The 22,503-nt window shown below is 57.9% G+C and carries 21 protein-coding genes; 14 read left to right on the forward strand and 7 right to left on the reverse strand.

All coding sequences use genetic code 11. The features are described 5' to 3' along the window. Positions 1–55: 55 nt before the first annotated feature. The 3 genes from E5J99_RS04710 to E5J99_RS04720 all read left to right on the forward strand — a co-directional run bounded on the left by E5J99_RS04710 (position 56) and on the right by E5J99_RS04720 (position 3,631). Positions 56–1,045, forward strand: coding sequence for an alpha/beta hydrolase (locus tag E5J99_RS04710; protein WP_135496568.1), 990 nt, complete (start codon positions 56–58; stop codon positions 1,043–1,045). A 233-nt stretch (positions 1,046–1,278) separates the two neighbouring features. Continuing rightward, complete coding sequence (locus tag E5J99_RS04715; RefSeq protein ID WP_135496569.1) at positions 1,279–1,797, forward strand: phasin family protein; 519 nt, start codon at positions 1,279–1,281, stop codon at positions 1,795–1,797. Positions 1,798–1,948: 151 nt separating this feature from the next. Beyond that, positions 1,949–3,631: an ABC1 kinase family protein gene (locus E5J99_RS04720; protein ID WP_135496570.1), complete on the forward strand. Its 1,683-nt coding sequence runs from the start codon at positions 1,949–1,951 to the stop codon at positions 3,629–3,631. Between the two features lie 93 nt (positions 3,632–3,724). Here the strand turns inward: E5J99_RS04720 and E5J99_RS04725 are convergent, their stop codons facing one another. After that, complete coding sequence (locus E5J99_RS04725) at positions 3,725–4,213, reverse strand: nuclear transport factor 2 family protein (protein ID WP_135496571.1); 489 nt, start codon at positions 4,211–4,213, stop codon at positions 3,725–3,727. A 348-nt stretch (positions 4,214–4,561) separates the two neighbouring features. Between E5J99_RS04725 and E5J99_RS04730 the strand changes: the two genes are divergently transcribed. After that, on the forward strand, positions 4,562–5,629 hold the full coding sequence (locus tag E5J99_RS04730) for a hypothetical protein (protein WP_135496572.1): 1,068 nt from the start codon (positions 4,562–4,564) through the stop codon (positions 5,627–5,629). Between the two features lie 121 nt (positions 5,630–5,750). Here E5J99_RS04730 and E5J99_RS04735 read toward each other — a convergent pair whose 3' ends face one another. Further along, positions 5,751–6,269, reverse strand: coding sequence for a hypothetical protein (locus tag E5J99_RS04735; RefSeq protein WP_135496573.1), 519 nt, complete (start codon positions 6,267–6,269; stop codon positions 5,751–5,753). 250 nt (positions 6,270–6,519) lie between these two features. Between E5J99_RS04735 and E5J99_RS04740 the strand changes: the two genes are divergently transcribed. Next, the gene (locus E5J99_RS04740; RefSeq protein ID WP_135496574.1) at positions 6,520–6,822 is read left to right on the forward strand and encodes a hypothetical protein; all 303 of its coding nucleotides are present in this window, start codon (positions 6,520–6,522) and stop codon (positions 6,820–6,822) included. On the opposite strand, the gene E5J99_RS04745 is transcribed toward E5J99_RS04740, so the two are convergent. The 3 genes from E5J99_RS04745 to hppD all read right to left on the reverse strand — a co-directional run bounded on the left by E5J99_RS04745 (position 6,819) and on the right by hppD (position 11,699). After that, on the reverse strand, positions 6,819–7,979 hold the full coding sequence (locus tag E5J99_RS04745) for a hypothetical protein (protein ID WP_135496575.1): 1,161 nt from the start codon (positions 7,977–7,979) through the stop codon (positions 6,819–6,821). The genes E5J99_RS04740 and E5J99_RS04745 overlap by 4 nt on opposite strands. Positions 7,980–8,161: 182 nt before the next feature. After that, entirely contained in the window at positions 8,162–9,898 is a 1,737-nt protein-coding gene (locus tag E5J99_RS04750) for a phospho-sugar mutase (protein WP_135496576.1), read from the reverse strand. 667 nt (positions 9,899–10,565) lie between these two features. Further along, positions 10,566–11,699 carry a 4-hydroxyphenylpyruvate dioxygenase gene (gene hppD / locus E5J99_RS04755; RefSeq protein ID WP_135496577.1) on the reverse strand — a complete coding sequence of 378 codons (1,134 nt, stop codon included), beginning with the start codon at positions 11,697–11,699 and terminating at the stop codon, positions 10,566–10,568. Positions 11,700–11,883: 184 nt separating this feature from the next. Here hppD and E5J99_RS04760 point away from each other — a divergent pair, with 184 nt between their 5' ends. The 3 genes from E5J99_RS04760 to E5J99_RS04770 all read left to right on the forward strand — a co-directional run bounded on the left by E5J99_RS04760 (position 11,884) and on the right by E5J99_RS04770 (position 14,089). After that, entirely contained in the window at positions 11,884–12,282 is a 399-nt protein-coding gene (locus E5J99_RS04760) for a hypothetical protein (RefSeq protein ID WP_135496578.1), read from the forward strand. A 98-nt stretch (positions 12,283–12,380) separates the two neighbouring features. Further along, complete coding sequence (locus E5J99_RS04765) at positions 12,381–12,728, forward strand: DUF952 domain-containing protein (RefSeq protein ID WP_135496579.1); 348 nt, start codon at positions 12,381–12,383, stop codon at positions 12,726–12,728. 500 nt (positions 12,729–13,228) lie between these two features. After that, positions 13,229–14,089 (forward strand): hypothetical protein, encoded by an 861-nt coding sequence (locus tag E5J99_RS04770; RefSeq protein ID WP_135496580.1) that lies wholly within the window; start codon positions 13,229–13,231, stop codon positions 14,087–14,089. A 60-nt stretch (positions 14,090–14,149) separates the two neighbouring features. Here the strand turns inward: E5J99_RS04770 and E5J99_RS04775 are convergent, their stop codons facing one another. Both E5J99_RS04775 and E5J99_RS04780 read right to left on the reverse strand, forming a co-directional pair. After that, positions 14,150–16,066, reverse strand: coding sequence for an ABC-F family ATP-binding cassette domain-containing protein (locus tag E5J99_RS04775; RefSeq protein ID WP_135496581.1), 1,917 nt, complete (start codon positions 16,064–16,066; stop codon positions 14,150–14,152). 119 nt (positions 16,067–16,185) lie between these two features. Further along, the gene (locus E5J99_RS04780) at positions 16,186–16,419 is read right to left on the reverse strand and encodes a hypothetical protein (RefSeq protein ID WP_135496582.1); all 234 of its coding nucleotides are present in this window, start codon (positions 16,417–16,419) and stop codon (positions 16,186–16,188) included. A gap of 121 nt (positions 16,420–16,540) precedes the next feature. Between E5J99_RS04780 and murI the strand changes: the two genes are divergently transcribed. From murI to E5J99_RS04810, 6 genes are all read left to right on the forward strand, one after another. Next, on the forward strand, positions 16,541–17,368 hold the full coding sequence (gene murI, locus E5J99_RS04785) for a glutamate racemase (RefSeq protein WP_135496583.1): 828 nt from the start codon (positions 16,541–16,543) through the stop codon (positions 17,366–17,368). A 120-nt stretch (positions 17,369–17,488) separates the two neighbouring features. Then, a complete protein-coding gene (locus E5J99_RS04790) occupies positions 17,489–18,166 on the forward strand; it encodes a hypothetical protein (RefSeq protein ID WP_135496584.1) in 678 nt (225 codons plus the stop codon). A gap of 21 nt (positions 18,167–18,187) precedes the next feature. After that, a complete protein-coding gene (locus E5J99_RS04795) occupies positions 18,188–19,366 on the forward strand; it encodes a glutathionylspermidine synthase family protein (protein ID WP_135496585.1) in 1,179 nt (392 codons plus the stop codon). Between the two features lie 511 nt (positions 19,367–19,877). Then, on the forward strand, positions 19,878–20,516 hold the full coding sequence (locus E5J99_RS04800; protein WP_135496586.1) for a CsgE family curli-type amyloid fiber assembly protein: 639 nt from the start codon (positions 19,878–19,880) through the stop codon (positions 20,514–20,516). 29 nt (positions 20,517–20,545) lie between these two features. Next, positions 20,546–20,983 carry a curli assembly protein CsgF gene (locus E5J99_RS04805; protein WP_135496587.1) on the forward strand — a complete coding sequence of 146 codons (438 nt, stop codon included), beginning with the start codon at positions 20,546–20,548 and terminating at the stop codon, positions 20,981–20,983. 18 nt (positions 20,984–21,001) lie between these two features. After that, the gene (locus E5J99_RS04810) at positions 21,002–22,414 is read left to right on the forward strand and encodes a CsgG/HfaB family protein (RefSeq protein ID WP_135496588.1); all 1,413 of its coding nucleotides are present in this window, start codon (positions 21,002–21,004) and stop codon (positions 22,412–22,414) included. The last annotated feature ends 89 nt before the right edge of the window (positions 22,415–22,503 follow it).

Below are 22,503 nucleotides of genomic sequence, written 5' to 3' on the forward strand. Positions count from 1 at the left end.
GGCGTTCCGTCAGCGTGCTTCTTTCGTTTCCCCGCCCTTTATTTCCCGCCCCCAAATGCCTTCCCCCCAGCATTTGTTGCTCAAACAATTCCTGACGGCCGCCACCGGGCCCCTGGCCCGTCGCCCGCCCAGCATCGAGGCCATGCGCCTCACCCTGGAGGTTGGGAGCCTGTTTCAATTTCTGCCCTGGGGCGTCCACCTCGAGGCATTCCGGCTCGATGGTATGGCTGCCGAGTGGATTCGCCCCACCAAAGCCGACCCACGCCGCGTGTTGCTGTATCTGCACGGGGGCGGCTACGTGCTGGGCTCCCTCAATACGCACCGCAGCGTAGTGGGCACCCTGGCGCAGCGCTGTGGCATGCATGCCCTGGCCATTGAATACCGCAAAGCGCCGGACTACCCGTTTCCCGCTGCGTTGCACGATGCGCTGCTGGCCTATCGGTGGCTGCTGCGCGAAGGCTACCAGCCGCACGATATTATGCTGGCCGGCGACTCGGCCGGTGGTGGTCTGGCCCTGGCGCTGTTGCTGGCGCTGCGCGAGAGTCAGGACCCGATGCCCGCCGCCGCCATCGGCCTCTCTCCCTGGACCGACCTGATGCTGCCTACCAGTACCCTGCGGCGCGTGGCCGACGAAGAGATTCAGCTGCTGGAGGCCCTGGCCATCCGGGGCTGGGGTGCGCTCTACGCCGCCGAAATGCCGCTGACGGCCCCGCTGGTTTCGCCCGTGCAAGCCGATCTGCACGACTTGCCTCCACTGCTGCTCCAAACCTCGGATGCGGAAGTGCTCTACGATGACGTCGTCAAGTTTGCTGCCAAAGCCAAAGCCGCCGGCGTGCCGGTCACGCTCCAGACGTTTTCGGGCTTGGTGCACTGGTGGCACCTATTTTGGCGCTTCCTGCCCGAAGCCCGCCATGCACTCGACCAGGTCGCTGCTTTCACGCGTGGTATCTGGGCGGCGCAAGCGGCGGCGGCGGCGGTGATGCGCGCTGCGCAGCGTGCGGGGCAGAATGGCGTAGCTGCGTCACGTCCTCGTGCCCGTTTCTGATAGAAAATCAAGTTGATTAAGTGGAAAAAAACGGCGCCCATTTCGGCTTTTGAGCAGCAAAAATGACTCGGGTGACCAGACCGCCGGAAAATATTTGCTCTCACTGCCAACTATATAGCTATGTTTTTGTAGGTTTGTCGAAACTAGTCGGCTTGCATACTATATTTCTTGCCTGACGAAGCCACAGCATTGTTTTCTTCATTCACCTCACCTCTTTTTAACCGTTTAGCACCATGGAAGATTTATTCAAAAAATTCATCAATGCCGGTGTAGGCTTCGTTTCGCTCACCAGCGACCGGGTGCAAACCACGATTGACTCGCTGGTAAAGGAGAGCAAGCTGTCGGAGCAGGAAGGGAAGAAGATTATGGACGACTTGAAAAAGAACTCCGAAACCAAGCGCAAAGAGCTGGAGCAGCAGTTCAGCAGCATTGCTTCCAAGCTGATGAAAAGCGTGGGCGTTGCTTCCAACTCGGATGTAGAAGATTTGAAGCGCAGCGTAAAAGGCGGCTCGAAATCGTCGGCTTCAACGGCTTCGTCGAGCAAGAGCAACGGTTCTAAATCGGCGGCCAAGCCAGCTTCGAGCGCTACGGCCAAAGCGGCTGGTGCTACCAAAAAGGCAGCCGACAGCGTGAGCAGCGCCGCTGGCACGGCCCAGAAATCGGCCGCCGCCAAAGCAGGTGCCGCCAAGCCCGCCGCGAAAAAAGCCGCTCCTTCGGCTCCGGCCGGCAGCGGCGACACTGCGGCTTCGTAGGCTGGTTTCGCTTCCGCTTAGCTACTCAGTACGGGCAAAAAGCCAGCGTCCACGAAAGCGGGACGCTGGCTTTTTTGTGCTTCGACGGGTATTGCTGGGCTTAGCGCTTATTTTGCAGTTCTGAACTTCTCTTTCCCCCATCACCAGCCGCATGTTCAAAAACACGATTTCCAACTTGGGCCGCATCCGGCAGGTAGTGGAGGTGCTGGTGCGCTACGGGTTTGAGGATGTAGTAACCAGTACGGCCCTGCGCCGCCTCATCACGCAAAAGCGGCGGCTGTCGTGGCAGCACGCCGAGCGGCCAGTGTTCGAAACCAGCCGGTGGGAGCGGGTGCGCATGGTAATTGAGGACTTAGGGCCCACGTTTATCAAGCTGGCACAGGCCATGAGCAACCGGCCCGACCTGTTGCCCGAAGCCCTGATTGACGAGTTTCAGAAGCTGCAAAGCGACGTGCCGCCCTTCGATGTGCGCGTGGCCCGCCAGATTATCGAGCGGGAGCTGGGCCGGCCCATCACGGAGGTGTTCAGCGAGTTTGAGGAGAAGCCGCTGGGCTCGGCCAGCATCGGGCAGGTGCACCGGGCCCGGCTGCTCACGGGCGAAGACGTGGTGGTGAAAGTGCAGCGCCCCGATGTGCAGGAGAAAGTGCGTACCGACCTGAGCCTGCTCCACGAGCTGGTGCGCCTCACGGCGGGCTTCCTGCGCAACCACGGCCTGAGCAACCCCCAGGATATCGTGGACGCCTTCGAGCGCAGCATGATGAAGGAGCTGGACTATACCTCCGAGGCGCGCAGCATGGACCAGTTTCGTAAGCTGTACGAGAGCTACGAGACCTTCTACATTCCGAAGCCCTACCGGGAGCTCTCCACGGCCAAAATACTGGTTATTGAGTTCGTCAGCGGCTGCAAGATTACGGATAAGCCGCAGCTGCTGGCCTGGGGCCTGAGTCCGGAAAAGGTGGCCGAAGTCGGCATGGATATTTATCTGACCCAGATCTTCGAGTTTGGTATTTTCCACGCCGACCCACACCCGGGCAACGTGCTGATCCGGCCCGACGGCACGGTGGTGCTCATCGACTTTGGCATGGTGGGCAAGCTTACCAAGCAGCAGAAATATGCCTTTGCGGGCGTTTTTATCGGGATGGCCCGGCAGGATGCGCGCAGCATGGCCCTTAATTTTCGCCGCCTGGCCCTCACGGCCGATATTCCGGATATGCGCCGCTTCGAGGCCGACCTCAACGACCTGATTGAGGATTTCACGGTGCTCGACGTGAAGGAAATGAGCATGTCGGACCTGGCCGACCGGCTCCAGACCGTTATTTACGACTATAAGCTGCAGGTACCCGGCGCGGTGTTCCTGATTCTGCGGGCGCTGGTGATTCTGGAAGGCATCGGCAAGGTGCTGCATCCCAATTTCAACACCTTCGAGTTTGTGCGGCCCTACGGTGCCAAAATTATTACCGAGCAGTACTCGCCCGAAAATATCATGAGCGAGGCCCAGTATACTGGCTCTCAGCTCTTGGCATTGCTCACCACGCTGCCGACCGATGTGCGCCAGATCGTGCGCAAAATCTCGCGCGGCGACCTGCGCCTGAAAGTGGAGCTAAGCGGTTACCAGGCCGTAATCCGCACCGCCGACCAGCTCGTGTCGCGCAGTATCATTGCTCTCATTGCGGTGGCCTTTCTGCTGTTTTCGGGCCTGAGTTTGCTAGGGCGCTACTCGCCGGAAATGCGCTATTCGCACGGTATTCCGCTTATTACCTGGTGGGGCTTAGGCATCACCGGCTTCCTGTTCCTGATTCTGCTGATTCTGGGGACTAAGTCGCGGCGGGAGTAGGCCAGTAGCCTAAGCCAACTACCCGCCGCGAAATTGGCCATTTCACCCGACCCATAGCAAGCGTCAGGCTGGCAGTTGCTTTGCCGGAGGCTGCTACTGCTTCGTGGCCATCGACACGGGTCCTACGCGTATTGACTGGCTGTCGACCACTACCCAGCGGCCCTCGCGGCGGGTCAGCACGTGCATGCGGCGAAATTCGCCGCTGGCATCCTTGCCTTTTTCGACGCCGGTGGTGGTCATGTTGTGCCGAATGACCGCCATATCGGGGCCGTAGAAGCGCACATTGTATTCGGAGGGCTGGTTGGTAGTGGTGCTGGACGTGCCCGATTCCATTTCTCGGATTACTTCGGTTTTGGTGGCTATGGTGCCGTCGGCCTCGGTAAACAGGCAATCATCGGCCACGAGCTTTTTCACGAAGTCTAGGTCGTTGCGCACGGTGGCGGCGGCCCAGTCCTTATCGAGCTGGATTAGGGCCGCTTTCATTTTTTCGGTGTCGCCGGGCATTTTAGTGGTCGACTTTTGCTGGGCTACCGCAGTTGTGCAGCAGAAGGCGAGCAACAGGAAGCAGAAAGTGCGTTTCATAGGGCATGGGGTTAGGGTGTAGCGCCGCACGCATCCTGAAACCACCTCACAACGCCGCAGCACTCTTTAATATAGTAAAAATTTTATATAAAATAGGATTTCAAGCGTTATCGTTGTGCCGCTACCGTACTTCTACTTTATAGACTTTAGCTATTTTCAAATTTGCTGAGGTCGGATTTATAACATGTATACTGCTGATGTATAGATAGTTGATTTGACTTGTATTTCGCTTTCAAAGTCTGAATTCGGGTGTTTTTGTCACTGGAAATTATATATGGCTTGCTGAATAAAGCGCAACTTGCCCTGGCCTACCGCTGCTTGGTGGGGTGAATACAAAGGACGAATTCTATGCGCCTATTGCCTGATACCTTGTTGAGCCGCTGGACGGCAACCCTGTTTCTGAGCGTTTTTGGGCTTGCGGCTCAGGCGCAGTCGGCCGACGACCAGGAGCTGTTTGAAACCCAGAAGCGCCTGACCGTGGGCGTCACCAAATTCGCGGAGGCCCGGACCTCGCTCAAAGTCTTTATCAGCCAAACGGCGGTGCGGGTGCAGAAGCAGGAAGAAACACCCGACCAGCTCACGGCCGAGTTTGCCCTGCCCACGCGCTACCTGGCCCGCCTCGACTCCCTCACGGCTACGCTGGGCTACGTGCTGGAAAACAACCTCAACGCCCACAATCTGACCTCGCGCCTGCAGGAGCTGCAGGCTGAAGAACAGACCGAAGCCGCCGACCTGGACCGTCTGGAACAGGAGCTGCGCAACACCCGGCTGGATGCTGCCGAGCGCCAGAAGCTGCACGATGCTGTGGAGCGCCACGAAAGCAGCCTGCGGCGGCTGCGCCAGCGCCAGCAAAGCATTACCAGCCACCAGGGCCAGGCCTACGTGTCGTTGCGCCTCTACGACGAAGTGACTTTCCCGACGGGCAACCGTAAAATCAGCTTCGTGAACATGCCCGGCGTGGAGTACAGCTACCTGCGCCTCGATAACCCGGCCGTGGGCCGTACCTCGCTGGCTTATCAGGGCTATGCCATCAAATATCTGTTTACCCGTGGCAAGAGCTACTTCAACCTGGGCGTGTATAAGCCGGTGACGAAGAACGCTACCGACGGCGAGTTCGTGAATGAGCTGTTTGTCATCAATTTCGGCCAAGACTTCTACCCACGCAACTTTGGCCGGGGCCGCCGCCGGTTTATGAATCTGTATACCAGCTACCAGGTAGGCGGCTTCATTCTGAACCGCAACAACGACGAGGAAAACGAGTTTATCCCGAACCTGAACCTAGGCCTGGGCGTGGAGCTGGTCAAAACCCGCCACATCCTGCTCGATACCAAAGCCAGCTACTTCGTGCCTCTCGACAGCCGCAGCCGCGACCTGCGCGGCATCCTGGGCCAGGCTTCGTTCAACTTCGTGTTTTAGAGCGGTCCGGAGGTCAAATTCAGGTGGTTAAAAAACGGCCCCGAAAACCACGTTTTCGGGGCCGTTGAGAAAGGCAGCAATGCTTCCATTGGGCCGACTCGCTGCACAACTACGACAGGGGTCAGCGAATCATTATAGTACCAGCAGGATGTTTCTTGCTATTTGATTTCAACACTGTCAGTTGGATAGCTACTATCGTCTCCGAGCTGTCATTGGATGCGCGGGTAACCTGTACTTGCCCGATGGCCTCAGGGGCAATACGGAGGGTGGCTACTTGCTCAGCACTAAGCTTACGGCCATTGAGGACCACGCTTAGCGGACCTCGCACTCCATGTTGACGGCCTATTTCGGCAAATGATTTGCTCTCAATTTGCCCATCATAGGTGATGGCAATAATACCTGCCGCTAAATTTTTTAACAAATCTGGCGCGGTTTGCTCTCTATAGATAACAAGATCCTTATAGTCTTTTGGATCAATGGTCGCAATACGCCCATTAGCAATGATGACTGAATTTATGATGAACAAAGGCTCTGGTATTTGTTTCAATGCCTGGCTAGTGGCCGTTGCTTGGCCGTAGCTTATTATTGAGGAGGCGCATAGAGTGGCAATGAACAACAGTCGAAGGAAGTAGATCTGCATGGCTGATGGTGATGAGATGATAAAGAATTATTTGCAACCCGTTAGAGGTATTGAGTAGTGTGAATTAGCAAGCATAGTGACTCCATCTCCCGTCTCCAATTTACCTGTTGCAGGATCTGGATAATAGATCAGATTTGCATTGTATCCTGTGACGACTTCCCAAACAGACCTTATTGGCTTATCAGGGCTGCGCCACCAATTGCCTGTTTACCTGCGGCTGGGCTACTTCAACTTGTGCAGGTAGAAGCCGGTGACGAAAAATAGCACCGACGGCGGGTTCGTGAATGAGCTTTTTGTCCTCAACTTTGGCCGGGGCCGCCGGTTTAGGAACCTGTATACCAGCTACCAGGTAGGCGGCTTCATTCTGAACCGCAACAACGATGAGGAAAACGAGTTTATCCCGACCCCGAACCTGGGCGTGGAACTGGTCAAAACCCGTCACATTCTGCTCGATACTACCTTGAGTTGTGCTGCTTCGGCAAGCAGACGCCAGACCAGGCAGGACGTCCAAAGCAGGCAAAGCACCCCAAGCGCTACTTCCCACAGGCCCTAGTGGGCGGAGAAAAAGTACCCGACCTGGCCCATAACTACCTGCGTGGATGAGGCATTGAAAGTAGGGTTGGTGAGGTAGCCCCAGCTGTATTGCAGCGAGAGCCGCAGGCTGGTGGTGGCGGTGGCTTTAATCCAGACGCCCGCGTTGCCTTCCAGGAATAAATTGCCGCCATCGCCCAGCTGTTTTTCCAGCACTTCCTGCTTGCTAGAGCCCGGCGAGCGAGTTATGACTTCTTTCGTGCGGTAGGTCTTGGTCAGGGCAACGCCCAGGGCGACATAAGGAGTAAGGATGTCTACGGCACCGAAGCTGCTGCCAAAGTTGGCTCGGATGGAGCTTTGTACGTAGCTAAACTCCAGCTGCTCGGTGTAAGGCTTGAAACCAGAATCGGTGTAGAGCGAGTAGCTATACCGGTCGGTGGCGGTGTGGTGCTGGCTGAAGGCCACCTGCCCGCCGACAAACAGACCATTGGCCCGCACGGCCATAGCTTCCAGCCCCAGTCCGTAGCCACTGCCAAATTGCGTGCGCTTGGGCAGATAGTCGCGAAACTCGTCCTGGAGCGACATGGCGGTGCGTGTGGCTCCACCCCAGATGCCGTAGCGGCCCAGCCACCCCTGACTGCGGTCTTCGGTGAGCATAGAAACCCGGTTGGTCGGGATGCAATTGTTGTATACTACTACCTGCCGCTCTATCTCCTCCCGGGAAAAAGGTACTTGCAGAGCCTCAGGGCTGGAAACCGGCAGCTTCGCGCACCCCGATAAGTAGCGGTGAAACAGCAGGTGCCAGTTCAGGGGCGTCAGCTCGTAGAGCTCGTCCTGCCCGGCGGGCTGCAGCAGCGCATCCGTGCCCGACGAATACAGGCTGACCTGGCCCTGCTGCACCAGGCGCACGATACGCACGGAATCGACCCCGGAGCTGAGGCGCACCACCCGGCTGCGGAAGGCTTCCTGCCGGCCCACCCCGTAGCCGCGCAGATGGCTGGGGCGGTAGATAATCGTGGGCTGCTTGGCGCGGTATAGGACCACCCGCTGCTGGGACTTTTCGACGATGGTGCCCCACAGGGTATCGCCGGCGAGGGTAATAACGTAGCCGGGCAGCCCCTGGGCCCGGGCGTGGGTGAGGGTGCCGAGCACCAGCAGCAACAGGAAAAGCTTCTTCAAGAAGAGTAGTTGTAAAGAATAAGTGAAGCAATAAGCGGCAGAACCCCAACCGCACCGGCTGGCTAGTCCTGTAAAGGTACTGCCCTGCGCCGCCAGGAACCTATGGGCTGGGCCAGCTTTGCGGGCCGGCCACAAAAAAGCCCGGGCAAACCGGGCTTTTTTGTGTTTTCAACCAAGCAGCTTTACTTGAGCTGCATATCCTCGATGATAAGGTTGATGTAGTCGGTCAGCTTTTGGTTGGCCTGGTCATAATCGACCACTGACTTGAGCGGGTGCTTCACGCTGAAGTAGAACTTTATTTTGGGCTCGGTGCCCGAGGGGCGGGCCGAAATCTTGCTGCCGTCGGCGAGGATAAACTGGAGCACGTTGGAGCTTTCCAGGCCGGTAGGGGTTTCCTGGCCGGTTTGCAGGTTCTTAATGAAGCCGGTTTTGTAGTCGCGCAGCTCCACTACGGGTAAGTTGGCGATGGTGTGGGGCGGATTGGCGCGCAACTCGCGCATCATTTCCTGGATTTCCTCGGCCCCGCGCTGGCCCTTCTTGGTCAGCGAAATCAGATCTTCCTTGTAAAGGCCATAGGTAGCGTACATCTCCACCATGGCCTGGTAGAGCGTCTGGCCGTTGTCTTTGGCTACGGCGGCCATCTCGGCCAGCAGGGCGCAGGCCGATACGGCATCCTTGTCGCGCACGAAGTCGCCGATCATGTAGCCGTAGCTTTCCTCGCCGCCGCCGATGTACGTCTGCTTGCCTTCCAGCTCCCGGATGATGCTGGCAATGTACTTAAAGCCGGTCAGGGTCTGGTAGGAAGCGACGCCGTGGGCGCGGGCAATATCGCCGAGCACCTCGCTGGTAACGATGGTGTAAACGATGAAATCCTGATCGGTCATTTTGCCGGCTTTCTGGCGGGCCGAGAGCAGGTAGTGCGTGAGCAGCGCGGCGGTTTGGTTGCCATTGACCAGTACCCATTCGCCCTGGTTGTTTTTCACGGCAATGCCTACGCGGTCGGCATCGGGGTCGGTGGCAATAACGAGGTCGGCATCGAGCTGCCGGGCCTGGTCGAGGGCCATCTGCATGGCTACTTTCTCCTCGGGGTTGGGCGAGAGCACCGTGGGGAAGTTGCCATCGGGTGTCGATTGGGCCTCCACGATGTGCACGTTGGTAAAGCCCAGCTGGGCCAGCGCCTGGGGCACCATCGTGATGCCGGTGCCGTGCAGCGGGGTGTACACAATGCTCAGATCGTGCTGGCGCGCAATGGCGGCGGGGTTGATGCTCAGCGACTTCACCTGGGCCAGGTAGGCCGCATCCAGCTCCGCGCCAATGAGGTGAATGCGCGACTCGTCGGCCTGGAATTTTACCTCATCCACGCTCGTAATGGCGTTGACCTCGGCAATGATGTTCTGGTCGTGGGGGGCCACCACCTGGGAGCCGTCCTGCCAGTACACTTTGTAGCCGTTGTACTCTTTGGGGTTGTGCGAAGCCGTGATGACGCAGCCGCTCTGGCAACCCAGGTGACGAATGGCGAAGGATAGCTCGGGCGTGGGGCGCAGGTCTTCGAAAAGGTAAGCCGTGATGCCGTTGGCCGAGAAAATGCCGGCCGCAATGCGGGCAAACTCGCGGCTGTTGTTGCGCGAGTCATGGGCCAGGGCAACCTTGATTTCCTGGCCGGGAAAGGATTTGAGCAGGTAGTTGCTCAGGCCCTGGGTAGCCATGCCCAGCGTGTAGCGGTTCATGCGGTTGGAGCCCGAGCCCATGATGCCGCGCAGGCCGCCGGTACCGAATTCCAGGTCGCGGTAAAAGGCGTCGCTCAGGGCCTCATTCTGGTCGGCGTCGATGAGCTGCTGGATGTTGGCTTTGGTAGCGGCGTCGTAGTTGCCGGAAAGCCAGGTGTTGATTTTGGCTTGAATATCGGGAGTGAGGGCCATGAGTGGGAACAGTGAAGTTGTGCGGGTAAAGAAAATAAATATTGCCGGCAAACCGCGGCAAGGGCTGCCGCCGCTACCGGTGCCTAGCCCCACGGGCGCAAAAGTGACGGCAGCGGCCCGCAAATAACGCAAAAGCCCCGGCGGCTGGTTACGCAGCGGGGCTTTTTACCGGCGTTGCGCGCCGGACAGGAGGGATGCTGTAGCCGTTTTTGAGCGGGCATAGGCAGCGGTCTGAGTGCCGGTGACCTTACATTTTTTTGAACTCAGAAGTAAGATGTAAGGTCATCGGCTTCCTTACACTTTTCCGGGCTGGCAGAAAAGATGTAAGGTCACCGGCTTGCTAGTGAAGCTGTTTAGAAAGTCGGTCCGCCGATGTAGAGACGCATATTTGCGTCTCGTCGTTGAACGGAAACTGCGGATATCACCCAACGACGAGACGCAAATATGCGTCTCTACGCCGTTCTGGCGACTTTCTAAACAGCTTCATTGTTTTTTTTCGGGTAGCTAAAGCGGTTTCCCAGTTCGCGCTCCTCCTGCTCGACGCTAAAAAGTGTACACGCACTTGGTAACGGCTCTAAAAAGGTAGTATGCCCAGCTGCTGGCAGCTACAAAAAAGCCTCGGCCTTGCGGGCCGAGGCTTTCCGGAAACAAAGCGAAACGCTACGGCCTACAGGTTGCCGCGCAGGGCCTGCTCCCGCTCTATGGCTTCGAACAGGGCTTTGAAGTTGCCTTTGCCGAAGCTCTTGGCGCCCTTGCGCTGGATAATTTCATAGAATACCGTGGGCCGGTCCTCCACAGGCTTGGTGAAAATCTGGAGCAGGTAGCCCTCCTCGTCGCGGTCGACGAGCAGGTTCAGTGCCTTGATGGATTCCAGGTCTTCGTCGATGGCCCCGATGCGGTCCAGCAGGTCGTCGTAGTAGGTGGCTGGCACCGAGAGGAACTCCACGCCCCGGCGGCGCAGCTCCGTGACGGTGCTGCGGATGTCGTTGGTGGCAATGGCAATGTGCTGCACGCCGGGCGAGTGGTAGTAGTCGAGGTATTCCTCAATCTGGGACTTTTTCTTGCCTTCGGCCGGCTCGTTGATGGGGAATTTTACGTAGCCGTTGCCATTGGAAACCACTTTCGACATCAACGCCGAGTACTCGGTGCTGATGTCGTCGTCGTCGAAGGTGAGCAGCAGCTTGAAGCCCATCACGTCTTCGTAGAACTTCACCCACTGGTTCATTTCGCCCCAGCCTACGTTGCCCACGCAATGGTCGACGTGCAGCAGGCCCACGGGCGCGCCCTGCGGTAGGGCGCTCGTTTTGGCCACGAAGCCGGGCATAAACGGGCCGCTGTACTGGCTGCGCTCCACAAAGGTGTGGATGGTTTCGCCGTAGGTATAGATGCCGGCCAGCGTCACCTCGCCGTGCTCGTCGCGAATAGTATAGGGCTCGAAGGCCGAGCGGGCGCCGCGCTTGGTGGTTTCCTCGTACGACTTGCGCGCATCATCGACCCACAGGGCCATCACTTTTACGCCGTCGCCGTGCTGGGCTACGTGCCGTGTGATGTCGGAATCGACCAGCAGCGAGGTAGTGAGCACCAACCGGATTTTGCCCTGCTGGAGCACGTAGCTGGCCCGGTCGCGCAGGCCGGTTTCGGGGCCGGCGTAGGCCACCAGCTCGTAACCGAAAGTCGCCTGGTAGTAGTAGGCGGCCTGCTTGGCGTTGCCGACGTAAAACTCGACGTAATCGGTGCCGTTCAGGGGCAGGAAATCGTGGGCGGGGTGAGCCTGCACCTCAGGCGAAGTCATCGTTTGCATGGCAGTAACGGGTAAGGATCGGGTGGAAAAGGCGTTGTCTGGGTAAAAATACGCGTTTGCCGCAATTCGTTCCCATTTCGCCCGCCCGGGCCGATTCCGGGGAAGGGTATGCGTTTGCGCGTTTTGGTGCGTACAATTGCAGAATCCTACGCACCTTTGCGCCTGAACCTTTTTTCCCGTAGTTATGAACAAGGAGGAACTCAACCGTGGCCTCGTAGCGCTGATCGAAAAAAAGCAGGAGCTGCACAAGCTGACCTACGACGATGTCCGCTACGACGAAGTGGAAGAAGAGCTGCACGACCTGGAAGACGATTTCAACGAGGAATACGGCCAGTATCTGGAGGAAGTGCTGGAGAAAGTACACCAGCAGCTGTGTCCCGATACCGATGTGCTGCTGCCTACGGCGTATCTGCCCAACGATATTAAAGGCGACACGGGCTACTTGCCTTCGCACAAGGAAGGCGTCTGGGTCGATTCGGACGAGTTTCCCGGCAAAGAAGCCCGCCTGGTGCTGGTGCCTAACCCTACGCGCCTGATTTTGTCGGTAGGCAAAACCGTGCGCAAGGAAGTCTGGACTGCGTAAGTCCGCGTTTCGGTGCTCCGATAAACTGTCATCCTGAGCTGGGTTCAGGATGACAGTTTTTTTGTGCGCTTATTTTCCCGTCTTCATTCAAAGCCAGCATGCTCTACCGCATTGCCGACCTCACCGACTGGCAGCAGGCCCTGCAAACCAGCTTTTTCGTAAGCGCCGACCTCGCTGCGGATGGTTTTATTCATGGCTCGGAAATGGGTCAGGTTCTGGAGACGGCCCGGCGCTATTACGCCGGGCGCACCGATATGCTACTGCTGGAAATCGATGAGGCCACGCTGGCCCAAGCCGGGGTGCGGGTAGCACGGGAGTGGGTTGCGGCGCGGGGTGAGGCCTTCGCCCATGTGTTCGGTCCGATTCCGCTGGCCGCCATTACCCGGCACTTTGCCTTTCAGCCCGGCCCGGACGGACAGTTCAGCTTGCCCGATGGGGTAGAGTAGGAGGGAGACTTCCGCTTAGCGGAGGCAAGCGTTGACCCCAATATTCTCGGGCGTTTTTTCGTAGCATGAGCAGGGCGTGAGCCGCTGGTTTTAACGGACCGAATCACTAGGTTTGCTCAGGGCCTGTTGGCGACCAGTCATTATACTTGTTCCTGAATTAGCAACAACGAAAAAAAACGGCATGCTTCGACAAGTGGACGCCAGATGAAGCACGACAACCACATTTTATCAACGAAGCTGTTCAGGAAGTCGCTAAAATCCACTAGAACGTCATGCTGAGCTTGTCGAAGCATCTCGCGTGCCATGGTAAGATTGTGTTTGGGATTTTGCCTTTCGTGTCATGCTTCGGCTGCGCTATGCTACGCTCAGCACGACGGAATCGGCGTTTTTTTTAAATTCCCAAACACGCTCTAAATGATTACTGTGGCACGCGAGATGCTTCGACAAGCTCAGCATGACGTCCGGCAGACTTTCTAAACAGCCTCTATATCTTGCGCGCTATGAACCTGCGTTATTCTCTGCTTCGGGGGGCGTTGGCTACCCTCATTACCGCTGCCGGCCTCACCAGCTGCGCGCCTTCTTACTATCTGGCGGTAAAACCCGGCCAGCCCGACAGTGAGTGGCCCGACGGGCGGCCGTCGATGAGCACCAACTTCGACTGGGTGGAAGTGCAGGTGTGCTATTCCCACCTGCGCGACAAAGAGCTGCTGCTGGAGGTGGAAATCCGCAACGGCTCCGACAGCGCGGTGGCAGTGAATCCGGGCACGTTCTACTACCAGCCCGTCATGATGGACCGGGCGACGGCCAAGCAAAACGCCGTTCAGATGAATGCAAGCGTCACCTTCGTGCCAGCCCAGGTGTATGCCATCGACCCCGAGCATCGGCTGGAGCAGCTACGGACCAAGCTGGATTCTGAGGCCCGCAAGGCCAACGGCACCAGTGCCCTGGAGTGGTTGTCACTCGTGGGAAACCTGGCCGAGGATCTGACGCCGGTAAAAGGCACGGAAAAGGAAAAGCAGGCCGAAGAAGTGCGCCGCGAGCAAGCCCGGCTAGACAGTCGTATCTACTTTGAAGACCAGCGCATGGACCACGCCGTGAAAGCCGACCAGACGGTGATAGAAAAGGAGTTTTGGGAAACAAAAATGCTGCGCAAGCACATCCTGCAGCCCGGTGAGCTGGTGCATGGCTACGTCACGTTTCCCGCCATCGACCAGACGCTGCTGCTGCGCGTGGCGATGCCCGTTGGCGAGCGTACGCTGATTTTCGACTTCGACCAGGAACGCAAAAAGGCCCAGTACGAGCCCCAGCCCACTACTCCTGCTTCTGTATCGGCAGCGCCCCCCGCGCCGTCGGTTCGCTAAAATGAGAGAGGCCCGGTCAGCATGCTGACCGGGCCTCTCTCATTTTAGCACGAAAACCGCCTACAGCAAGTCTGCCAGCTCCAGCCACCGTTCCCCTTTCGAGTCGAGGTCTTTGTCAGTTTGCTTCAGCTCGGCGGCCCAGTCGGCTAGCTCTTTGTGCGAGCCGCTGCCAGCGTTGAGCTGCTCGATGAACTGCTGCTTGCGCCCCTCCAGCTTCTCCAGCTCCTTCTCCAGGGTTTCGTATTCCTTCTTCTCGGCGAAGGTAGCCTTGCGCTTCGAGGCGGCGGCCGTTGCGGCCGGAGCCACGGCTACCGGGGCGGCCGATGGGGCTACACCCGCTGCCGCTTTAGCCGTTTTAGCCTGCTCCCGGGCGTATTCTACCGAGTTGTTTTCCTTCTGCCACTCACGGAAGTCGGTGTAGTTGCCGGGAAACTGCCGAATGTGGCCGCCGGGCTCCAGCACAAATACGTGCTCTACCAAGGCATCCATGAAGTAGCGGTCGTGCGATACGATGAGCAGGCAGCCGCTGAAATTCAGCAGGAAATCCTCCAGAATGTTGAGCGTGATGATATCCAGGTCGTTGGTGGGCTCATCCAGAATCAGGAAGTTCGGATTCTTAATCAGCACCCGCAGCAGCTGCAAGCGCCGCTTTTCGCCCCCGCTGAGCTTGCTGACCAGCGTGTATTGCTGGGCCGGCGGAAACTGGAAGTGCTGCAGAAACTGCGAAGCCGTCACGATTTCGCCGTTGGCCATTTCCACCACTTCGGCCACTTCCTTCACGATGTCGATAACGCGCTGCGACTCGTCGAATTCCAGCTCATTCTGGGTGTAGTAGCCAAACACGGTGGTCTGCCCCGCGTCTACCACGCCCGAATCGGGCTGAAGCCGACCGGTGAGCATGTTCATCAGCGTCGATTTGCCCGCGCCGTTTGGTCCGATCAGGCCGATGCGGTCTTTCTTCTTGAACACGTAGCTGAAATCATCCAGCACCACGGTATCGCCGAACTGCTTGTGCAGGTGCTCGACTTCGATAATCTTACCGCCCTGGCGCGTCGTTTTCACGCTCAGCTCCAGCTGCGGCCCACTGATTTTGGTCTTGGCCTTTTCCTGGGTTTCGTAGAAAGCGTCGATGCGGGCCTTCTGCTTGGTACCGCGGGCCTGGGGCTGGCGGCGCATCCAGTCGAGCTCCTTGCGCAGCAGGTTGCGGGCCTTTTCCACTTCGGCCACCTCAATCTGCTCCCGCTCGGCTTTTTTCTCCACGAAATAGGAGTAGTTGCCCTGGTAGCGGTGCACCTTCCCTTGGTCCATCTCCACGATTTCGTTGGCGACTTTATCCAGGAAGTACCGGTCGTGGGTTACCATGAGCAGGGTGAGCGACGGGGAAGCCAGCCGGCTTTCGAGCCACTCAATCGTGTCGAGGTCCAGGTGGTTGGTAGGCTCGTCGAGAATCAGGACTTCGGGCTCCTCAATCAGCACGCGGGCCAGGGCCACGCGCTTACGCTGCCCGCCCGAGAGCATGCTCACCTTGCGTTCCAGCAGCTCACCCAAAATGCCCAGACGACCCAGAATCTGCTTCACCTGGGCCTCGTAGTCCCAGGCATTCAGCGCATCCATCTGCTCCATCACCCGCTGCAGGTCATCCGACTTGTGGTTGGGGTCGTTCACGACGTGCTCGTAGTCGCGGATAGCGGCCAGCGTGTCGTTCTGGGAGGCAAAAATGGTAGCCTCCACCGATAAGTTCTCGTCGAATACCGGCTGCTGGCCCAGAAAAGCCACCCGAATACCTTTGCGCACGCTCACCGAGCCAGTATCGGGCTGCTCCAGCCCGGCCAGAATACGCAGCAGCGTGGTTTTGCCGGTGCCGTTGATGCCCACCAGCGCCACGCGCTGTCCTAAGTTCAGACCAAAGCCCAACTCCCGAAAGAGCCAGCGGTCAGCATAATTTTTTGAGAGGTTTTCCCCGGAAAGCAGATTCATGCCGCAAAGGTACGGCGCTAAAAGCGGGAAGCCAGAAGTAGCGGGGAAATAACCGTTACGGCCGTTTCGAGCGCTGTCAGGAGCTGCTAACAGGCGTGAAATTGACCAACACGTCGGCCTCAGATAACCCGAATCCGGTCGGTGTTGCGCTCGTCGCGCAGAATTTCCAGGCCTTTATAGGCTAGTGGCCGGCCGGTGTTGGTCGTCAGGTCGCCGCCGGCACTGTGCTGATGCGCCACATCGAGTACGAGCTGCGTGTACTTACGCTCGCCCAATTCGATGGCAATGGGGCGGCCACGGCCGGAGTCGAAAGCGACGAGGGCACGGTCAATTTCTTCCAGAATTTTACTCATCAGTAAAGTGGTCGTCGTGCAGAGTGGCCGTAATATAGAATTTTGCCGCAGTAATTCACCACCCCCGGCGTTTGAGGGGAAGGGCCGCCAGCCGCCAAAAAAGCCCTTACCTTCGCTTGGTATGGCATCATCATCGGAACTTACTACCCGGCCCATCGGCGTATTTGACAGCGGTATCGGCGGCCTCACCGTAGCCCGCGCCGTGAACCACGTGCTGCCCCACGAGCAGCTGGTGTACTTCGGCGACACCGCCCACCTGCCCTACGGCGACAAATCGACGGCTGCCATTCAGGCATACAGCGTCAAAATCTGCGACTTACTGCTGAAGCAGCACTGCAAAGTCATTCTGATTGCCTGCAACTCGGCCTCGGCGGCGGCCTACGAGCTGGTGCGCGAGTACGTGGGCTCCAAAGCCCGGGTACTCAATGTTATCGACCCCATTGTGGCGCATGTAGGCGAAACCTATGCCGGGCGCACCGTGGGGCTTATTGGCACCAAGCAAACCGTCAACTCCAACGTATACAAAAAGAAGATTGATGACCTGGACGCAGGAGTAGAGTTACGCTCTTTGGCCACGCCGCTGCTGGCCCCGATGGTGGAAGAAGGCTTCTTCAACAATACCATCAGTGAAAACATCATCAGCGCCTATCTGGCGCAGCCCGTGCTGGACGACATCGAAGCCCTGGTGCTGGCCTGCACGCACTACCCGCTTATTCAGGAGCAAATTAAAGCCCACTACCAGGGGCGGGTGGCTGTGCTCGATGCTTCGGATGTAGTGGCTACGCACGTCAAAAACTATCTGGAAGCCAATGGGCTGGCTGCCAAACCCCACAAAACACCCCCCCGGCACCAGTTCTACGTCTCCGATTTCACTCGCTCGTTCGAGGAAAGCACGCGCATTTTCTTCGGTCAGGAAGTGCATCTGGAGCATTACCCGCTCTGGGAGTAAGGCTTTGGCCGGCCACTGGCTTCGGCTTACTCGTATTACTACGCGAGAAGCGTTTATATTTCCCGGATTTCCAGCGGCCCCACCACATCCCGTTTTCTTTCCCACTCCGACTACTCAGCCATGAAAAAGAACTATCACCGCCTGGGCGACTGGCGCCGCAACGTGCTGCTGGTGGCCGCCGCCGCCAGCCTGGGGTTGGGCCTGTTGCCTGCCTGCTCTTCTGATTCCGGCTCCGATGCGGAGGCTAATCAGGAAGAGTGGGGCAGTGGCAACGAAGGCAGCTTCTCTCAGGGCGTGGTCACGGAAATGACCGAAACGGAACCCGGAAAGTGGAAAATCACGGCGGAGCGGCCCGCTGGCAAAGAGGAAGTGGCGGCTATTATGCGCCATTACGATGGCAAAGTGGACACGCTGCAAGGTGCGGCGCTGCAACGCCAGATGCAGGATTATAGCCGCCAGCACTCCGAGAATCGGGTGGGCGGCACTAGCATGATGGATGTGCTCATGTGGAGCAGCATCGGCTACATGGCCGGTCGGTTCCTGATGCCCAACGCGGGCTATTATGCCAACTCAGGAGTGATGCAGCAGAATGGGCAATGGCGCCAGCAGGTACAGAATGAACGGCAGCGGGGTCGGGGCTTTTTTGGCCGGGGCTTCAGTGGCACGGCCGGCCGCAACGGCTCCGGCATTAGCCCCAGCACATCGGTAGCCCGCTCGGCGGTACGCAGCAGCGGGCCGCGCGCCAGTCGCAGCAGCGGGTTTGGCAGCCGGAGCGGCTCCCGGGGGTTCGGCGGCTAGATACACAAATAAAAAAGGCCGATGCAGACAATTCAGTTACTGCCGCTAACCGGCAGCGTAGGGCCAGCCGTGCGCGCCCTGGGGTGGGCGTGGGCCGTAGAAGAAGCCTGCGAAAATTACGTAGCCCAGGAGGCTGTGCGGCTGCCCGAGGCGGATGCCGATGTCCTGCTGGCCGCCGCCGACACACTCTACGATATGATGGTGCGGGCTATTCCTGACGTCGTGCCCGACGATTTGCTGCAGCTGCTGGCCATTCCGCGCAACTTGTGGGCCGCCGTGCGCCACTCCTGGAACGACGACCGGCACTGGCACCTGTACGGCCGCTTCGACCTGGCCAGCACGCCCGAAGGCCCGAAGCTGATTGAGTTCAACGCCGACACGGCCACCAGTATTCCCGAAACCGCCGTGGTGCAGTGGGCCAGCCTGGTGGCCGCCCAGCAGGATGATGAAGACCGGCAGGCCAACGGTCTGTTCGAAGGCCTGGAAGCGCAGCTAAGCCACTGGCAAGGCCTCAATTCCGACCTCGACAACTCACTGCTGCTGGTACACTTGCCCGACAGCCCCGAAGACGAAGCGAATTGTAGCGTAGTGGCCGAGGCTGCCCGAGCCGCCGGGTTTAGTCAGGTGCACGTGTGCGCCGTCGATGCCATGCAGGTATCGGTGGCGGGTGAGGAGCGCGGCGTGTGGGCCGAAGTGGCCCCCGAGCAATGGGTGCGGTTTGGCTTCGTGTTTAAGCTCGTACCGTGGGAGATTCTGGCCGAGGAAGAGCCGGAGCTTACCGCCGACTTAAGTCAATTGTTGCAGAGCCGGGACGTAATTATTGCCAACCCGCCCTACGCCTTACTGTTCCAGAGCAAAGGGCTGCTGGCCTGGCTCTGGCAAGTGTATCCGCATCACCCACTACTACTCGAAGCGTCGTTGGAAGACCTGCCCGGCCGCTATGTGCGTAAGCCGCTCCTGGGGCGCGAGGGCCAGAATGTGACGGAAGTACAAGCGGGAAGCATCGTGCGGGAGCAGCCCGGCGAGTTTGCACACCAGCCCCAGGTGCGGCAACGCTGGGCCGAGCTGCCCACCGACGCGCAGAACCGGCGCTATCAGGCCGGCGTGTTTTGGGCCGGCGAGGCGTGTGCTATCAGCTTTCGCCGCGAATTGGGCGTGATTACCAATCTTTCAGAGTTTGTACCGCATATCCTGCACTAGCTGGTTAGTCGCGCTTTGCTGGATCATATGATAGACTTGTTCCTGAATAAAGCGAAACGAAAAAAGGCCGTCATGCTCATCTGGCGTCCGCTTGTCAAAGCATCTCTACCGCAATGCTACTTACCACTGCAGTAGAGATGCTTCGACAAGCGGACGCCAGATGAGTATGACTGCCGAATTTTAGCATCGGTTCCTACTTCAGGAACAAGTCTGATACCTATTCGGTAGTGAAAGGTGTCGGTGTTTTAACTGAAGGCTAAAGCAGTGTGCCTGACACAAGCTTATACATGGTGGGGCTCACAAAGCTAGTACCCTCATGGGAGGGCTGAATGGCTGAATTTCATTTTATATAAACATTCTATTAAAAAAGTTTACAAAAATAAGCCTCCATAGCTTGTATTATTCTTTTAAATAATTAAGTTTATTCCGCAAAACGAGTGGTCGTTCCAAAATCGGCTGCTCCATCCATTTTGAGCTTTTCTCTCAAAAGTCAACTGTAAGCTCTATAGCTATGGCTACTCGTGTCCGGCCACCAAAAACGATTCCGCCAATTGTACCCCCTGCTTCGCCCTACGTGTTGATGGCGCTCTGGTGGCGGCCCTGGATGATGGGCCTTGGCTGCTGGCTGTGCCTTATGGCGACATGCACGGCTGGATACGGACAGAAACAACTGCCCGCCGCGCCGCAAAAGGTGACAAAAGAGTCGGAAGCGGCACCGCTGCCGGCCAAAAAGCTGGAGGAAGCCCTACAGCTGCTACTCAAAGCCACTACCCAGGATAGCTCGCAGGTTAGCAACCAGCGTCGCCGGTTCCGGCCCACCGAAATCGAAGGGCTGGTGATGGACCAGACAATTACAAAAGTAGGCCACGATTTCTACGACGCCTTCTACAGTATATGGGAAGCCCCGGCCGAAGCCGGCGACTTTACCATCATCATTCACGAAAAACCCTCGCGTGGCACCAGCACGCTGATTTCGGTGGAAGTGAATGAAAACGAGCTGCTGGAGTTGCCGTTGCAGCCCAAGGCCGAGGTGATTGAAGAAATGGCCACCTATGCCTTTGAAGTAGCCACCGATTTCCTGGTACGGTCGCGCAACGACAGTCGCAACCTGGAGCAGCAGGGCAACAAGCAGCGCACCGAAGTTTTTTGATCTGCACCTCACCGTCTTATCCCCTTGTTATGAATCAACTTCTGCTCCGCTGGCTGTTGCCCATTTTACTGCTGAGTGGCGCCCACCAGGCCACCGCCCAGGATCTGGTCTACGAACCCAAAAACCCCTCATTTGGGGGCGGCAACACGTTCAACTATTCCTGGCTGCTAAGCTCGGCCCAAGCCCAGAACACCATTGCCGACCCTGCCATTTCTTCCAGCAGCAATCCCTTCCAGCAGGATCCGCTCAAGCAATTTGAGCAAAACCTGAACCAGCAGATTCTAGGGCAGCTGGCCCAGCGGTTGATTGGCAACCAGCTCGGTAATCAGAATCAAGGCCTGAAGGAGGGAAGCTACTCAGTAGGAGCCTACAATATCAACGTGGTGCCAACCAGCGGGGGCTTTTCGGTGCAGATAACCGACACCAATACGGGCAACCAGACTACCGTCACCATTCCTTACTTCTAATTCTTGTCCCGCCTCTCCATGCTTCGCCTTCTCTGCCGTCGATTATTGCTGGGTATACTCGCGGTGAGCGGCGTAGCCGGCTGTGCGCCATACTTTCATCAGCCATTTTCGGCCGAGAAAGCCCGCCTGGGTGCCGAGGTTCGGGCCAATCAGGAGCTGCGCGGGTTGCCTCAGCCCAAAGAGCGGATCGTAGCGGCCGTTTATAAGTTTCGGGATCAGACGGGACAATACAAGCCCAGCCAGAACGGTTCCAGTTTTTCCACGGCCATCACGCAGGGTGGTACCAGCATTTTGCTGCGGGCCCTGGAAGAGTCGCGCTGGTTTAATCCCATTGAGCGCGAAAATTTGGGCAACCTGCTCAACGAGCGCAAAATCATCCGCTCGAGCCGCGCCGAGTATCAGGAACAGACCGGCCAGCGCCAGCCCAACCTTCCTTCTTTGCTGTTTGCCGGCATTATTCTGGAAGGTGGCATTGTATCCTACGATGCCAACGTTATTACGGGGGGCGCGGGCCTACGCTACTTTGGCGCGGGCGCCTCGGGCCAGTATCGGCAAGACCGGGTCACGGTGTATCTGCGGGCCATTAGCACCAGCACCGGCGAAATTCTTAAAACGGTTTACACCTCCAAAACCATCCTTTCACAGCAGGTCGACGCCAGCCTGTTCCGCTTCGTGAACTTCAAGCGCCTGCTCGAAACCGAAACCGGCTTTACCTATAATGAGCCCACGGAAATGGCGGTGAAGGAAGCCATCGAGAAGGCCGTGGAGGCACTAGTGTATGAAGGTATTCAGGAACAGCTGTGGGCACCCCAGAACGAAACGGACCGAAACGGGCCCAGCATGGTCGCCTATCAGCAGGAAAAGTGGGAAAATCAGGATATTGATGTGTTAGGCCGGGTGCAGCACGACCGGCGTGGTACGGTCGGCATTGGCCTCAGTGCCGCCACCGTACGCTACAACGGCGACTTCAGCAACCCGCAGCTGCGGGGCGGTGCCGAGCTAACTATTCGCTATGCCCGCTCGGTGGAGCATAAGCTCTCGGCGGCGGTCAACATTGGCCGGTTTGAGCTGGCAGCGGGAGACTTCTACCGGGAAACCTTTAACTACGCCGAACTATGTGGCCACTACCGACTCTTCCCGCGCGACCGGGTAACTCCCTATTTGCTCGCGGGGGGCGGAGTCAGCTCGCGCGGCCAGTCTACCGACATTCGGGCGGTGCTGGGGCACGTCACTACGGGCCTGGGAGTGGAGTTTCTGCCCACTGATCGGCTAGGGCTTAGCGTAGGCATCGATAATCATTACTATTTCACCGACAAGCTGGATCGTATCAAATTGGGCAAGTACAACGATTCGTATTGGGCCGCTAAGGCGAGCATCGTCTTTTACCTGGGCCGCTCAGGCATGCCCGCTCCCAATCGTGCCAGACGATAAGGATGTAAGGATATTCATAAGTATTTGATAAAGAAAGTACTAGGTATAGTGCTTTCTTCGTTTGTGAGTGCTAAAGATATATTATATAA

The sequence above is a fragment of the Hymenobacter elongatus genome (assembly GCF_004745955.1).
GTDB classification, from domain to species: Bacteria; Bacteroidota; Bacteroidia; order Cytophagales; family Hymenobacteraceae; genus Hymenobacter; species Hymenobacter elongatus.

Excerpts from the sequence above, each read along its gene's own strand:
- E5J99_RS04760 (WP_135496578.1), top strand. The coding sequence starts at position 11,884 with ATGAACAAGGAGGAACTCAACCGTGGCCTCGTAGCGCTGATCGAAAAA.
- E5J99_RS04780 (WP_135496582.1), bottom strand. The coding sequence starts at position 16,419 with ATGAGTAAAATTCTGGAAGAAATTGACCGTGCCCTCGTCGCTTTCGAC.
- E5J99_RS04720 (WP_135496570.1), top strand. The coding sequence starts at position 1,949 with ATGTTCAAAAACACGATTTCCAACTTGGGCCGCATCCGGCAGGTAGTG.
- E5J99_RS04750 (WP_135496576.1), bottom strand. The coding sequence starts at position 9,898 with ATGGCCCTCACTCCCGATATTCAAGCCAAAATCAACACCTGGCTTTCC.
- E5J99_RS04790 (WP_135496584.1), top strand. The coding sequence starts at position 17,489 with ATGAAAAAGAACTATCACCGCCTGGGCGACTGGCGCCGCAACGTGCTG.
- E5J99_RS04715 (WP_135496569.1), top strand. The coding sequence starts at position 1,279 with ATGGAAGATTTATTCAAAAAATTCATCAATGCCGGTGTAGGCTTCGTT.
- E5J99_RS04735 (WP_135496573.1), bottom strand. The coding sequence starts at position 6,269 with ATGCAGATCTACTTCCTTCGACTGTTGTTCATTGCCACTCTATGCGCC.
- murI (WP_135496583.1), top strand. The coding sequence starts at position 16,541 with ATGGCATCATCATCGGAACTTACTACCCGGCCCATCGGCGTATTTGAC.
- E5J99_RS04775 (WP_135496581.1), bottom strand. The coding sequence starts at position 16,066 with ATGAATCTGCTTTCCGGGGAAAACCTCTCAAAAAATTATGCTGACCGC.
- E5J99_RS04795 (WP_135496585.1), top strand. The coding sequence starts at position 18,188 with ATGCAGACAATTCAGTTACTGCCGCTAACCGGCAGCGTAGGGCCAGCC.
- E5J99_RS04800 (WP_135496586.1), top strand. The coding sequence starts at position 19,878 with ATGGCTACTCGTGTCCGGCCACCAAAAACGATTCCGCCAATTGTACCC.
- E5J99_RS04765 (WP_135496579.1), top strand. The coding sequence starts at position 12,381 with ATGCTCTACCGCATTGCCGACCTCACCGACTGGCAGCAGGCCCTGCAA.
- E5J99_RS04710 (WP_135496568.1), top strand. The coding sequence starts at position 56 with ATGCCTTCCCCCCAGCATTTGTTGCTCAAACAATTCCTGACGGCCGCC.
- E5J99_RS04770 (WP_135496580.1), top strand. The coding sequence starts at position 13,229 with ATGAACCTGCGTTATTCTCTGCTTCGGGGGGCGTTGGCTACCCTCATT.
- hppD (WP_135496577.1), bottom strand. The coding sequence starts at position 11,699 with ATGCAAACGATGACTTCGCCTGAGGTGCAGGCTCACCCCGCCCACGAT.
- E5J99_RS04810 (WP_135496588.1), top strand. The coding sequence starts at position 21,002 with ATGCTTCGCCTTCTCTGCCGTCGATTATTGCTGGGTATACTCGCGGTG.
- E5J99_RS04730 (WP_135496572.1), top strand. The coding sequence starts at position 4,562 with ATGCGCCTATTGCCTGATACCTTGTTGAGCCGCTGGACGGCAACCCTG.
- E5J99_RS04805 (WP_135496587.1), top strand. The coding sequence starts at position 20,546 with ATGAATCAACTTCTGCTCCGCTGGCTGTTGCCCATTTTACTGCTGAGT.
- E5J99_RS04725 (WP_135496571.1), bottom strand. The coding sequence starts at position 4,213 with ATGAAACGCACTTTCTGCTTCCTGTTGCTCGCCTTCTGCTGCACAACT.